The 14,290-nt window shown below is 53.9% G+C and carries 10 protein-coding genes, 1 tRNA gene and 1 pseudogene; 5 read left to right on the top strand and 7 right to left on the bottom strand.

What is annotated here, in order from left to right:
• The first annotated feature begins 474 nt into the window (after positions 1-474).
• Positions 475-816, top strand: a pseudogene (locus tag JUJ53_RS24870) (transposase).
• Between the two features lie 26 nt (positions 817-842).
• On the opposite strand, the gene JUJ53_RS25255 reads toward JUJ53_RS24870, so the two are convergent.
• The 7 genes from JUJ53_RS25255 to JUJ53_RS21165 form a co-directional block, all read right to left on the bottom strand.
• Positions 843-2,207, bottom strand: a complete 1,365-nt coding sequence (locus JUJ53_RS25255; protein WP_275415822.1) for a calcium-binding protein — start codon at positions 2,205-2,207, stop codon at positions 843-845.
• Between the two features lie 477 nt (positions 2,208-2,684).
• Positions 2,685-4,628: a GUN4 domain-containing protein gene (locus JUJ53_RS21190; RefSeq protein WP_204154014.1), complete on the bottom strand. Its 1,944-nt coding sequence runs from the start codon at positions 4,626-4,628 to the stop codon at positions 2,685-2,687.
• A gap of 494 nt (positions 4,629-5,122) precedes the next feature.
• Positions 5,123-6,532, bottom strand: coding sequence for a thioredoxin-disulfide reductase (gene trxB, locus JUJ53_RS21185; protein WP_204154013.1), 1,410 nt, complete (start codon positions 6,530-6,532; stop codon positions 5,123-5,125).
• A 195-nt stretch (positions 6,533-6,727) separates the two neighbouring features.
• Positions 6,728-8,140, bottom strand: coding sequence for an MFS transporter (locus JUJ53_RS21180; RefSeq protein ID WP_204154012.1), 1,413 nt, complete (start codon positions 8,138-8,140; stop codon positions 6,728-6,730).
• 3 nt (positions 8,141-8,143) lie between these two features.
• Entirely contained in the window at positions 8,144-8,434 is a 291-nt protein-coding gene (locus JUJ53_RS21175; RefSeq protein WP_204154011.1) for a DUF2470 domain-containing protein, read from the bottom strand.
• 501 nt (positions 8,435-8,935) lie between these two features.
• Positions 8,936-9,811: a hypothetical protein gene (locus JUJ53_RS21170; RefSeq protein ID WP_204154010.1), complete on the bottom strand. Its 876-nt coding sequence runs from the start codon at positions 9,809-9,811 to the stop codon at positions 8,936-8,938.
• A 659-nt stretch (positions 9,812-10,470) separates the two neighbouring features.
• A tRNA-Leu gene (locus tag JUJ53_RS21165) sits at positions 10,471-10,552 on the bottom strand.
• Positions 10,553-10,745: 193 nt separating this feature from the next.
• Between JUJ53_RS21165 and JUJ53_RS21160 the strand changes: the two genes are divergently transcribed.
• From JUJ53_RS21160 to JUJ53_RS21145, 4 genes are all read left to right on the top strand, one after another.
• Positions 10,746-12,299, top strand: a complete 1,554-nt coding sequence (locus JUJ53_RS21160; protein WP_204154009.1) for an adenylate/guanylate cyclase domain-containing protein — start codon at positions 10,746-10,748, stop codon at positions 12,297-12,299.
• A gap of 48 nt (positions 12,300-12,347) precedes the next feature.
• Entirely contained in the window at positions 12,348-12,719 is a 372-nt protein-coding gene (locus JUJ53_RS21155) for a methylated-DNA--[protein]-cysteine S-methyltransferase (protein WP_204154008.1), read from the top strand.
• Between the two features lie 119 nt (positions 12,720-12,838).
• Positions 12,839-13,861 carry a tryptophan--tRNA ligase gene (trpS, locus tag JUJ53_RS21150; RefSeq protein ID WP_204154007.1) on the top strand — a complete coding sequence of 341 codons (1,023 nt, stop codon included), beginning with the start codon at positions 12,839-12,841 and terminating at the stop codon, positions 13,859-13,861.
• Positions 13,858-14,274: a DUF2358 domain-containing protein gene (locus JUJ53_RS21145; RefSeq protein ID WP_204154006.1), complete on the top strand. Its 417-nt coding sequence runs from the start codon at positions 13,858-13,860 to the stop codon at positions 14,272-14,274. Before trpS ends, JUJ53_RS21145 begins: the two co-directional genes overlap by 4 nt.
• Positions 14,275-14,290: the final 16 nt, after the last annotated feature.

The raw sequence follows: 14,290 nt of genomic DNA, 5'->3' as shown, positions 1-14,290 counted from the left end.
AATATCAAGCACCTCAGCCATGACTCTAAGTTTAGCGCGCCTTGCGTGACCCAAATGTTCTGCGATGTTGATGATGTCTATCGTGAGTTAGAGCAATTCTGTGAGCGAGACGTGGCTCAACTGCCGTGCGATGACTCGCCGAAAAGCTTATCAGTCCCGTTTGAGTATCAGCGAAGTGATGACCATCGTCATTGCCTTCCATAGCTCAGGCTATTGAACGTGCAAGATTTTTTACCAACACTTAGTGTTGGTACATTGGCAGGATGCCTTTCCCATGTTCAGCTATGGGCGATTCATCGAGCTGATGCCTTGGAGCTTTATAGCCTTGGTACATGTCCTCAATAGCCACTGTTTTGGGGTCATGACCGGCATCAGCTTCATTGATTCCACCTCGATTGCAGTCTGTCATGTGAAGCGGGCGAAGGCACACAAGACGTTCAAACATCTAGCGGGCTGGGGCAAATCATCGATGGGATGGCACTTCGGATTCAAGCTCTACCTGATATTAATGAGCGGGGCGAACTGCTGGCAGCGAGCCTGACGCCGGGCAATACCGACGACCGCAAGCCGCCGGTGCCGGAGATGACCCAAGACCTAGTCGGCAAACTGTTTGGCAATTGAGGATACATTTCGCAGGCGCTTGTGCTACTGCTGAATAAGGTGTTGCTGCTCATTGACCGTCTCAATGATGAGGCGGTCAATGAGCAGCTCAAACACTTATGTCAGATCGAGCACTCGCGGCACCGCAGCCCCTTCAATAGCTGCTTTTCAACTGTCGAACTCACGTTGGCACCAATAAGACGTTATCGCTTCTAACCTCAACCAAACTGACTACAGCTAAGCTACACGAAATCTGTGCGATCGATGGTTGCCAGTCGTGTGTTATCAAGAACAAGTAGGGTATTTCGTCCCAACTTGCCGATAACATCGCCCTGTCGTTGTTCAAACGAAAGCTGATTAAACCGGATACCAATCAGCTCAAACTTATCCAGGTTGTTCTGGAAATCAGTAACGCGGGTGCGTCCTTGCCGCCGTACAACAATACGATCGCGTCCACCCCCTGTGGTAATGACGTCGTTTCCTATTCCTCCATCCAAGCGATCATTTCCTGTACCGCCAATTAAGACATCGTTGCCAGATCCACCCTGAAGGAGATCGTTACCAGAACCGCCATCGAGGCGATCGTTACCTGCGTCGCCGTTTAGGATGTCATTGCCTGCATCACCGAATAGCTGGTCATTGCCTGTGCCGCCCAGCAGAGTGTCACGGTCAGCTCCGCCTCGGAGGATATCATCACCGGATGCGCCAACTAAGCGATCGCTTCCGGGGCCACCGAGCAATAGATCATTACCCGTGCCGCCAATCAGAACATCGTTTCCGGCGAGGCCAAAAATGCGATCATTCCCAGCTTGGCCGTTGAGGCGATCGGCGCGGGCTGTCCCTCGAAGAATGTCATCACCGCTGAAGTCGGGAGTTGTAGTTAGTGCTAACGTATAGTGTGTCGAATTAGCCGCTGATGCATTCCGTCCCACGAAGAGAATATAAGTTCCGGCTGACAAATCTTGAGAGTAGGTAGTACCATTAACAACACCAAAGTTGAAGCCCCCAACTGTTTCACCGTTGTCATAAATGCCGTTTCCATTTCGGTCAGAACCGATTAGAACCGTAGTATTGGCGGTCTGCCCACTTGCTTCAAAGGCAAAATTACTTTTCTGAGTCAGGGTGAACGTGTAGTAATCAACTGGGTCTAAGTCACCTACATAATCTCTCAATATCCGTTGTCTAGGGAGCATTCCCAGATCGAATGCTTGGGAGAGGGTATTGCCAGGATCGGGAGAAATATTACTTGGTTTAGGCGTTTCGGCTAGCCGAAGTTCGTAAGAAGTGTCTGATCGCTGTGTAGATACTTCAAGGAAGTAGGTTCCTGCTGGCAAAGGCGCAAAGAAACTGGTAAAGCCACCTGTGCTGCTACCGCTGCTTCTAACAGCAATTTCGTTGTTCTCAACAATACCGTTTTCATTCCGATCGGAAATTATACGCAGACCAGTGAGAGAGATAGCCTCAAATAATCCGGCTAAATCGCTATTTTGGGCAAGCGTAAATCTGTAGTAGTCAAGACGATCGGTACCCTCAAAAGTACTAGAAATTTCGAGTGCACCAGAGAGGATGCCTAGATCATCGGCAGTCGCCAAAGTTGTGTTAGTCAATGGGTTGTACCAATTGAAATTACAGTCTAAATCGTACCATAACAGAAATATCTCTTCGTATGTGAACCGTTAATGAAGCATGATATTTGTATGAAGATGCAGGATTTAGTGCTGACCATTTATAGACAACCTAATAATTGCTCCTTGCATTTAGAGCTGATTTACAAAGCAAATCTTAAGCTGCTTGTATCCTTTGTATATCAAGGGTTCTGGGTTACGAAGCTGCATTAGACAGTTTTTATGAAAGCCTTGCCAGATGGGAGTTTCAGCAACTTAATAAATTAGCTCTTATGAAGGCAAAGATGAGGCAATCCCCATCCTTGTATTTATCCTCAGTCCATCTCAAATCCTCTAGCTTTGGCGACGAGCCCAACCGCCGCCTGCGCATCTATCCCGCCTAGGGGTTGGGCTCGTCGCACTATGGTTATGGAGGTTCAGAACCTGTCCCTAGAGTATCCCCCTAGCTCAGAGCAACTCCTAGCTCTTGGAGCTGTTCGCCGAGATGTGGCAGGCATCCATGCGGGAAAACAGCACCCAGCACCACCAATCCACCACTCCGACCAAGACACAGGCCTTGGCCGGCAGGTGTCCGCGCACGGCCGCTAGATCAAAGACCACATCTTGGTAATAGATCCAGCGATTTTTCACCCGCCAGCCGACGCGATCGCCAAACTTCTCCCAGATTTGGTCACCGGGATAGTCGCCATCCAGCTTCGCACCGCAGTCTAGGTACAGCGATTGCTGAACGCTAAAGCCAAAATGCCCCTGGCTGTAGGTGGTCCACAGTTGATCAATCGTGCGCAGATCGGTGCAGGGAAACCCCCGCAGTTGTTCCACCCGCATCCAGTCTCCCTCTTTCCGTCCCACGCATTTGAGCATGACCCGATAGGTTTCATCATCCGCCGCCTGCCAGTTGCCCGCCTGGAGCAGATCGCGCAGGGGGCGATAGTCTACCCCTTTCTTAGACTGGAGGGGATCCAGGGTGAGGCCGCTTGGCGGCGCAAGGACTTGGATTTGGCTGAGGGGTAGGTTTTGCTGTCCATCTAAGGTCAAGCGCTGCAGGGCATTCAGATCAGCGACGGTCACCCGCAGTAGCCCATCTGCAAATTCCAAGACCGCACATTCCTGGCGTCGCCCTTGCTCTGTCAAATATTCCGATCGCAAAAAACGGCCAATGCCATGGCCTTGGTGAACTACATAATCTCCCGGATGGAGATCCTTGAGATCCATCAAGTCCGTAGGAGCCCCCACAGGGCCACTGGGCCGCTCGGCAGAACTGGCGTGGGCCACCGCTTTGCGCGCAGGTTTTAGCACTTGCATAGACAGCTCCGTCATCACCTGCTGCTCAATAATCGTCACCTCGTCATCCCGTAAACTCAGCGCCGCCTGAATCCGCTTGAGTTTCGTCCGGGCGCGATCGGTGAGCAAATAGCCTTGCTTGAGGGCAATTTTCAAGGCGGTTGCATAATAGCGAGCCCGTTCCCGCTTGCGCAGGCGATAGGGTTCTTGCTGCTCTTTGAGAATGCGCGCCGCTAGCTCGCTAGGGACATTTAAGTTAGCACGTTCTACTTCTAGATAGTGGCGATCGAGATCATCAATTTCGCCGTCATTTTCTTTGAGAACCTGGGCCACCAGTTGGCGGTAGTCTCCAGCTACATCCTTCAGCCTTGCCCGAGCAATGGGGATCCGATAGCCCTCTTTTTCTACCACAATAATTTGGGGCTCGGGTGCCGATGCTAGTTCGGTTTGAAAGCGTTGTCTGGCATAGTCATGAAGATCTTGGGCATAAATCCATTCTGTTTTACCCAATCGGGCTGCTCCTGTTTGGATACCTTCAATTAAGTATCTGGTGTAGAGCGATTGCGCCTGCTTGGTACTGGATTTTTCCTTAGCTTGGTACGATACCTCATAGGCATTACACGAAGCTAACAACACCGTTCCTTTACTTTTAAGCTGCTGGAGGTTAATTGAGTCATCTCCCTTTTGCAGCAAATTCGCCACTGCACCGCTAAAGCAACAGTCTAGAATCACAACTTTTTGATCCGAGCGACTGCTCATCAAATGACGATGTAGCCAAGCTGCCTCAACGGCACTAGATTCTACCAGCCGCTGCCCATCCTTACGTGTTTGGCAGGTAGACAAGTAAAGTTGGCTACCCGTAGAATTATCTAAAGCTCCATGACCAGAAAAGTAAAATAGTAAGACATCATCCCGACGACGACCGCCAAAAAAATGTTCAATGGCTTCCCGTAGCTGTTGCGGATTGGGGTTTTGTAGAACCTCTACCTCAAAACTGCCGCGATGGGGATCCTGTAATACAGCTTGCATCTGCGCCAGATCTGCTAAAGTGCCTGGCAGCGGCTCGTATCCCGCTCCATAATCACTCACCCCAACTAACAGTGCTAAGCGCCGACCAGACATCTCAAAACCCTCATTATTAAGTTGGCTGCACGGATATCGTCCTTGCAGCCTAACGAACCACCGCATTTCCCCCCTCAGCTATCCAGTCACGGATAGCAGGGGGTTCAGTGCCCATGGCTGTGGTTCATTAGGCCTCTATCTGAAGCGCAGGAGAGATCTACTCGGACAGCCGTCCTACAAAAAGTCCTATAGAGGACAAGAGGGCGTTCAGAGACATGGGGGCGCAGCAAAGTCTTGTTCAGACTATCTAACACTTCATGGTTCAGGGCTAAATCATAGAGTGTCAGAGGAAACGTCATGGCTAATTATGCTGTGTGTGAGATGTTCGCTACTAGTGTAGGCGATGCTCTGAAAAGCAGAGAGATGGGCGATCACCCTCCCCCGGGGATCTCAATCACCCTCCGCCAGGAATCCACAGGCCGTAAAACCGCAAACAGGGATGAGCGATCGCCCATCCCTGCATTCATCATCAGTTCATCTAACGCCGTACTGCTCTAGATGGAGACAACCGGTAGAGCCTTCTGAATTTCTTCTCGGTACTGACTCTTCTGCTTCATGCCCTTCAACTGCCCAACCATGGCTTTATCTTTAAAGAACTGCACGGTGGGGGTGCCCATGACGCCGGCAGACTCAGCAATGTCCGGGTCTTCGGTGATGTCAATTTCCACATAGTGGACGCGATCGCCAAATTCATCAATCACCTTGCCGAGAATGGGCTTGAGGGTATGACAAGGGCCGCAGGTGGGTGAGGCGTATTTGACCACAATTAAGCGATCGCTCTCGTGGTAGAGCTTACGGAGGGCATAGCCTCCCTGGTGATACACCGAGGCGAGATCAAACTCCGCTTCGACTGGCTCTGACGTGGTCTCCGAGGCCTCTGGCGCGGCGGCATCTGAGGGTGCATCAGACGAGGTCTGGGCCGGTTCGGCAGCCTGGTGAAACTCGGTGACCAGCCCCTGGCTAGACAACCAGCGTTCAGCCAGCATCGCCGCCATACAGCCCGTGCCAGCAGCGGTGATGGCCTGGCGATACTCGTGATCTTGCACGTCGCCAGCAGCATAGACGCCTTCAACGCTCGTTTCCACCGAGCCAGGCTGTGTGACGATATAGCCCACCTCATCGAGCTGCAACTGTCCCTGAAAAAGCTGGGTGTTGGGGGTGTGGCCAATGGCATAAAAGAGCCCGCGTACCTCTAGGTTGCGCTCCTCTCCCGAGAGGCGATCGCGTAGGCGCACTCCCTGCATTCCCCCAGCTTCCCCGTAAACATCGATGACCTCAGTGTTCCAATGGACGGTGATTTTAGGATTTTGCAGCACCCGATCCTGCATGGCTTTGCTGGCCCGCATGTGATCGCGCCGCACGAGTAAATGGACATGGGAGCCATACTTGGTGAGATAGACCGCTTCCTCTGCCGCCGAGTCGCCCCCACCAATGACCGCTAGGTCTACCCCTTTAAAAATGGGTGTGGCTCCATCGCAAATGGCACAGGCCGAAATACCGCGACTCCAAAAGTCATGCTCACTGGGCAGCCCCAACCGCTTAGCCGTGGCTCCCGTCGCGATCACCACGCTGTGGGCTAAGACCTCTCGCTCGTCAGAACGAATCACAAAGGGACGCTGGCTGAAGTCTACGGCGGTGACATCTTCTGTGACCAGCTCTGTTCCCCAGCGCACCGCCTGAGCTTTCATGTTCTCCATCAGGTGCGGCCCTGTGATGCCGTCGGGAAAGCCAGGAAAGTTTTCCACTTCAGTGGTGGTCATCAACTGTCCGCCCGGCACCCCGCCCACCTGATATCCCTCAAACATCAACGGTTTGAGATTGGCCCTTGCCGCATAAATTGCGGCGGTATAGCCCGCTGGCCCAGAACCGATAATCACTAAGTTTTCAACTGCTGGGTTTGCCATATCTAGGTGAACTCGTAACGACTACGCCTAATATAGCATGGGACTGGGATACAGCGATCGCCTCCCACGAGTGTCCCTGACCCGTTCCCTGGTGTTATGGCTCCAGTAGGGCGGGCAGCACCCAGCCTGACAGAACTGGGATACAGCGATCGCCCCCCAGAAGAATCCGGGAAGCGACTCCTGCGATCACACCCGCTACTCCTCTCTGGTTTTGCGGCGTTCTGCGAGCTGCAGCAGCAGGGCGGCATGTACCTCGCGGGTAATGGGATAGAAATAGGTCAGGACAATCCCACCTAGCAGGCATAGAGCAGGCAGAGGAGCGATCGCCATGCGGATGGCCCACTGGGCCGTCTCCGATTGTTCTGGCGCACCGCCGATATAGCCCGACCACTCCAGCGCCTGCCCCACCACCCAGAGCCCTGCCGCCAGACCAATCTTTTGCAGCAGCACCATAAAGGCATAGAAAATGCCCTCCCGCCGCTGGCCGGTATTCAGCTCATCCAGTTCAATCACATCCGGCAGCAACGACCAGGGAATCAGGTAGGCGGTTGACACCCCAAAGCCTGCCATAATCGCCAGTCCATACATCAAGCCCATCTGCCCCGGCTGTAGAAAAAAGAGGCCGACTTGCGCGATCAACCAAAGACTCATGCCGATGAAATAGACCGCCTGTTTGCCAATCCGTTCGCTGACGGCACTCCAGACAAAGAGCATAATCAGCGCCGTCCCCTGCACCGCCAGGATCACCACATTGGATACCTGATCCGACATGAATAGGCAGCTCACCACAAAAAACTTGAGGATGGATGCCGTCACCTGCACCGCTAGCCAAGAACAGAGGTAGATACCAATGACAAACAGAAAAGGTCGATTGCTGAAGGCAATTTTGACCTGATCAAAAAATGGCGTGGTGGGCATCGCGGTGGTGGCATTGTTGAGCGATCGCAACCCCCGCTCCTTGGTGCCAAAAAAGCACCAGAAAATGGGCAGCACCGCAATCACCGCACAGACACCGCCGATAATTAGATAGCGATATTGCAGGTCATCGGGCGTGACCGCACTAATGGCAATCACCAGCAGCACAGACAGAATGCTACCGCCAATGGAAAAGGCAAAGCGAAAGCTATTGAGATTCGTCCGTTCGTTATAGTCCTGGGTGAGTTCAGGCGTGAGGGCCGTGTAGGGCAAGTTGACGGTGGTATAGGCCAGGTGAAACAAGATGCCGATGGTCACGTAGTAGGCAAACAGCAGCCATTGATTGGTGGCCGGATCGGCACTGAACTGGGGCACGATCCACAGGAGAAAAAAGAACACCCCAAAGGGAATCGCTCCCGCCAGCATCCAAGGATAGCGACGCCCCAAGCGCGATTGGGTGCGATCGCTCATCACGCCGATAATCGGGTCATTGATGGCATCTGAGATTTTGCCAATGGTCAATACCCAGGCCGCCAACCCCGGCGGCAACCCTGCCACCTCAGTAAAGAAAAACAGCAGAAAGAAGATGAGAACATTCGCCGTGATCGCGGTTCCCAAATCACCGGCACCGTAGGCCAGCTTGGTACGAAAGGGTAAGCGATCGGCTAGAGGCGGACTGGGATGCTGCACCATAATCTATGCGCCCTGACGCGGCGATCGCGCCTGTTTTACCATGGCGATCAACGTTTGGTGGGCATCTTCTGAATCCTGCAGCGTATGGTCAAACGTGACCCGCACCGGCACCGTATCCTCGGCCACCTGGGCGGTTAGATCCATACCCGTGGGATCAATGCGCAGGAGTTCTGCTGCCGTCGCATCCGCCACGCCGCCAAAGACCTGGGCGTAGAGTTTCACCGCCTCGCTATGGTCTTCGTTCATGTGTTTACAGATGCGATCGCTCACCTCTGTCGTCAACAAGTCTGCCATGATGGTTAATCTCCTTTAGCCGTGATCATCCATGATTAACGATTCCTTCAGGCATCCAACCTTCATCCGGGCGTCAGACGTTAGCCCGAATGAACCATGGGGCGATCGCCCCCCAATGTCCTGAACTCAACTTTCTGATTGGCTGACCAATCTTTCCCTATCATGCCCCAGCCCCTTTTTCCACAAAGGTTTCAGGTGTTTTCAAAGCCCCTCTACCGTCCTGGGAGAGGGGTTTGGGGTGAGGGTCTTCGAGGGTTTTCTATCAACCCTCTCAACTCTAGACCAGTTGTTGGTTTTGCAGCAAAAATGCCACCATGCGAAAGAGACTGAGGGCAATAAAGGACAGCAAAACTACACTGAGAGCAATATTTAAGGCATTTTTTAACGTATTCATCGTAAAACCTAGAGCATGGGATTTATCCCTCACTCTAGCAGGCTTCACCGAGTTATCCCTACAGGAACTCATCATCCCAGCCGGTGTAGATACCAGGGAGCGATCGCCTAACGATTGCCAGCCTCAGCCAACGCCGTTTGACTATTCTCTTGATAGAGCCGCACCCGACTTTGGGCCGTTTCATAGCGTGGATCGTCCACATCCACTTGGTTCATCAAGTCAGCAGCCCGCTGCCAGCGGGCCGCTAGCTCTAGCCATTCTGCCGCAGACTGAGCTTCACCGCCAGCCTCGGCCGCTTGCTGAGCTAGGTCAACCGCTTGGGCAAAGGGATCGAAGGCTGGAGGCTCAGGGGGCATGGTTGGTTCAGGCTCACTCGCTCCTGTTTCAACCGGCTCAACCTCCGGCTCAACCTCCTCCGGCTCTCCCGTCAACACCGTCTGCACCTGATCGGCCCAGCCTAGCCCTAACCATTTCGACACCGCCCAACCCACAACCAGCAGCAGCAAGCTGAGGCTAATGCCGCCAACAATGCCCCGCCAAAATCCTTGATCGGATTTCTTGGCTGCCTTAGGCAAGGTTGACCGCGTTGAGGAGCGATCGTGCTTCATGTCTTGCAGCCATCGCTGAATAGGATTAGGCGATCGCAGCCGAATTTCCTGAGACCACAGCAGGTTATCCGGCTCCCGGCGAATTTCATCGAGCCACAGCAACTGCTGCTCTTGCACCAAGCGGCTGTGCATACTCACCCGGCGAATACTGCGAGGAGACATCGCCTCCAACATGCTCTTCACCCGTTCAACCAGCACCGTCTGGTCAAGCTGATCGATCGTGGCGGCTTCACACAAGAGCTGTAGCTTATTATCTTCAAACACAGCTCGAACTCTGACGCCAGAGTCCGCCAATTTTTCATTCAAAATTTGGATAATCGCGGCTACGCTGCCCTGTCGAGCTTGGTAGGCGATGTTGTCTATTGGATCTACCATCGTTCGCCCTACATTCAATGGGGAGATGAGCCCTGAATTCAGGTTTGGGTGAAAACCCTCCATAGTCTGACAGGAGACGGCCGCGATCGCAGCAGTAACCTCTCTAAAACCCTTGTGCCTATTCTTGCATCCGTAGTGAAACACCTGTGATGCTTAGAAGCAGATGAGCGCTACTCGCTTAAAAAGCTTAGCCTAGCGCGGCACATTTCTAGACATGCTTCCTATGCAGGGGTGGACACCCTCAGGTGGGAAACGCCGTCCCAGCCTGTGTCATCCCTAGTGTATGCGAGGCTTGAAGTGATAGCACGCCATGATTCTCAGGCAAAACGCTCGCCAGAATCTAGCTACAGTTCCCTTCAAGACCTCTACGATTTCAAGACCTACGCTGGCCGAGCGAAGCCGTTTGTCCTGAGGACAGGCTACGCCAACGTGAAACGTCTATCGAAGGGAGAAAGCCAAAACCCATCCCATGTTCCCTTCAAGACCTACGCTGGCTGAGGGAAGCCAAACCTCCACCGCTCCCTAGCCCCTTTGGGGCGGCTACGCCAACGGCTTCGCTCAGGGAACACTAGTTTAGGGAAGCTTAAGTTTAGACGTGACAGACCATCACCCCAAAGGCCATGACTATCCACCAGGGTTACGACTCTTGCTTCAATTAATGCGGATGGCGAGAATCGAACTCGCAAGGCATTCGCCACACGCCCCTCAAGCGTGCGTGTCTACCAATTCCACCACATCCGCCTATGTTTCTAGCCTACTCTCAACCAGTTAGAATTGACTAGCGGTCAACATAATAACATAGCTACCCCGTCAGTGGTCAGCAAAAATGATCCTGAACCTTCATGGCTGACCCAGAAATTAGGATCTAGGGAGACTTTGGGGCATCTTCACTACCATCTAGGCATTCTGCTCGACTTCTTGGATTTAACGCTCGATGATCTCAGACTCAGCGCTCTCACTGACCCAGATCGAATTTCGCTTGCGGGCGCTCTTGCCTGCAGATCTATATGCCTCGGTGTGGATTGATCCATCCCCCAGCAACCTCATGCGGGTGTTTGAGCATCTGCGTACCCTGCAGCATATTTTGCATGACTACACCCCCCGCCAAGTATCTGAACTGCTGCCCCAGCCGGGTATCATCCGCCATAGCTGGCACCAGGGAACCCTCTTGTTTACCGACTTGGCAGGCTTCACCACCCTCATGGAAGCCAATGTAGCCCAGGGGCGGCAGGGTGCCGTGACCCTCCTGCAGGTACTCAATCAATATTTTTCTGAAATGCTGGAACTGGTCAGCAAGTCCGGGGGGGAGGTCTTAGAATTTACCGGCGATGCCATGCTGGTGCAGTTTTTAAGCGATCGCCACCAAGTAGACACGCAGCAGGCGGTGCGGGCGGGTCTGCGCATGCAGCGGGCGATGGATCACTTTAAGCATATTCAAACCGACCAAGGATGTTTTTCCTTGGGAATGCGGGTGGGCATCCACACCGGTCAATTCCTTACCGCTGATATTGGCACGCCGATGCGGGTCGCCCATGTGCTGCTGGGCAACACGGTGCAGCAGGCTAAGCAGGCCGAGAGTGCTGGTCAGGTGGGGCGTGTATGTTTGACCAAGGAAGCGATCGCCCGCCTAGAAGATGCGTTTCACATCGATCCTCCCCATCACCATGGCTATAGCCTCGTGCGCGACGACCTCAGCCAAACCGAGCTAGGCGACTATGAAATCTCCCTCAATCGGCGACGATTATCGAGTTCGATCTTGTTCGATCGCAGCCCTGAAGGCATCCTCGCGGAAATTCGAGACATTCTGGATCGGGTCGATCGTCTTTCTAGCTATATCCCCACGCCTATCCTACATCTGCTGGTAGAAAGCGCCGCTCAGCGCCGAATTGCGCCCAGATTTGCCGACGCTGTGGTGATGTTCGTCAACCTAGGCGGCTTGCCGGAAGCTGTGGATGCCGCCTCTCCAGAGGAGGTGGCCGCCATCAGCACGACCTTTTCTACCGTGTTTTCCATGATTGATGCAGCGGTGCGATCGCGGGGGGGCATTCTTCAGAAAGTCACCTATCACCTTGTGGGGTCTGATATCCTCATCTACTTTGGGGTGCTCAATTCCCGCACCCAGGACATGGTTCACGCCGCCGACACGGCCCTAACCATTCGCGACCAGATTATTCCCAGCCTCACTAGACCCATGGTGCAGGGACAGCCCGTTGATCTTGATCTGCACATTGGTATCGCCCACGGCCCCGTCTTTGCCGCTGAAATTGGCGAACCTCGGGGCCGTCGAGAATTTAACATCCTCGGCGATGCAGTCAACACGGCTTCTCGGCTCACCAGCCAGGCCCAATCTGGTCAAATCCTCATCGGGCGGCACATCTACCATGCCCTTAAAGACAGCTATCATTGCAAATCCCTAGGGGATGTGACCCTAAAGGGTAAATCACAGCCTACTCCTCTGTTTAGTCTGCTCCAGCAGCACGATAGCTAAACGTTACGATGGTGAGAACGATAGTGAGACTGCCCTTCACCGCCCACCATGAACGCCTACGATCGCATCTACGCCATTGTTCGCCAAATTCCACCCGGACAGGTGGCCACCTACGGACAAGTCGCCGAACTCGCCAACTACCCCCGCCAGGCAAGGCTGGTGGGCTATGCGCTCTATCGGGTGGCGATCGCCTCTGATATTCCATGGCATCGAGTGATCAACGCTAAGGGCGCGGTGTCGGAATCGCCCTTTCGCCAAGGCAGTGACCAACGGCAGCGATCGCTCTTGGAGCAGGAAGGCATTGAATTTAGCAAAGCGGGAATCATCAATCTCCGCCGCTACCGCTGGCAGCCTGAGCCTGGAGATTTGCAGCCTGCAGATTTGAATTGCGACGAGCAGGGGGAACAGTCTGCGTCATAATAATTAAGAAATGCAACGCCCCTTGGATTCCTTCTTCTTCACCGATCCGCGTCCCCGCGCTAGAGGATAGGCAGTTCCAAGACAGGGACGTTGAGCAGGCGATCGATAACACAGGCACCATGGGTAAACAGCGCGTACTATCAGGCATCCAGCCCACCGGCAATCCCCACTTGGGGAACTACCTGGGCGCAATTCGTAACTGGGTTGAGCAGCAGCATAGCTTCGAGAACTTTTTCTGCGTGGTGGATCTACACGCGATTACTGCCCCCCACGACCCCAAAACCCTGGCTCAAGACACCCGCACCATTGCTGCCCTCTACCTCGCCTGTGGCATTGATCTAGAAACCTCCAGCATTTTCGTCCAATCCCACGTGCCGGCCCATAGTGAGCTAGCCTGGCTGCTGAGCTGCATCACTCCCCTCACCTGGCTGGATGACATGGTGCAGTTTAAGGAAAAAGCCATTCGCCAAGGCGAGAATGTGGGCGCAGGTTTGCTGATGTATCCCGTCCTGATGGCGGCGGATATTTTGCTCTACGATGCCGACAAGGTGCCCGTGGGCGAAGACCAAAAGCAGCATTTAGAACTCACCCGCGACATCGCCGCCCGCATGAACTACCAATTTGGCAACGAGGAAGCGCCGGTGCTGAAAATTCCCGAGCCGCTGATCCGCAAGGAAGGCGCAAGGGTGATGAGCCTCACCGATGGCACCCGCAAGATGTCGAAGTCCGACCCTTCCGACCTCAGTCGCATTAACCTGCTGGACTCCCCCGAGGAGATCCAGAAAAAGGTGAAAAAGTGCAAAACCGATCCGGTGCGCGGTCTAGAGTTTGACAACCCCGATCGCCCCGAGTGCCACAACCTGCTAACGCTCTATATGCTGCTCTCCGGGCAAACCAAGGAAGCTGTGGCCGCCGAATGTCGCGACATGGGCTGGGGGCAGTTCAAACCCCTGTTGACCGAGACAGCGATCGCTGCCCTAAAACCCATCCAAGATCGCTATGCTGAGATCATGGACGACCCCAGCTACCTCGACTCCGTTTTAGCCCAAGGGCGAGACCAGGCCAGCGCCATCGCCCATATCACCCTCAACCGCGTGCGCGATGCTATGGGCTACGCTCCATCTCCTCCATTGGGATCATGACCTCACCGCCATCCACCGATATCTTAGACCTGTTGCGGGACGACTACCGTCGCTTTCCCCACGACCAAACCTACTCGATCTACGCCGACGATGTGCGGTTCAAAGACCCGATGAACGAATTTCGCGGGTGCGATCGCTATCGGCAGATGATTGGCTTCATCCAAACCTGGTTTCGGGAGCCCCAGCTCGATCTGCATCAGATCAATCAAGAGGGCGATCGCATTCGTACCGACTGGACGCTGAGCTGGACAACCCCGCTACCCTGGCAACCCCGCATTCACATCAACGGTTGGAGCGAACTCCATCTCAATGCCGACGGCAAGATTTCTGCCCACATCGACTACTGGCACTGCTCGCGGCTGGATGTCTTGGCCCAGCACCTGCCTTGGGCGATCGCTCAGAAAAAACGATAGAGTAGAACTACGTCAA

This window comes from Leptolyngbya sp. CCY15150 (genome assembly GCF_016888135.1).
Taxonomy (GTDB): Bacteria; Cyanobacteriota; Cyanobacteriia; order RECH01; family RECH01; genus RECH01.
This window is presented reverse-complemented; position numbering and strand designations above follow the sequence as displayed.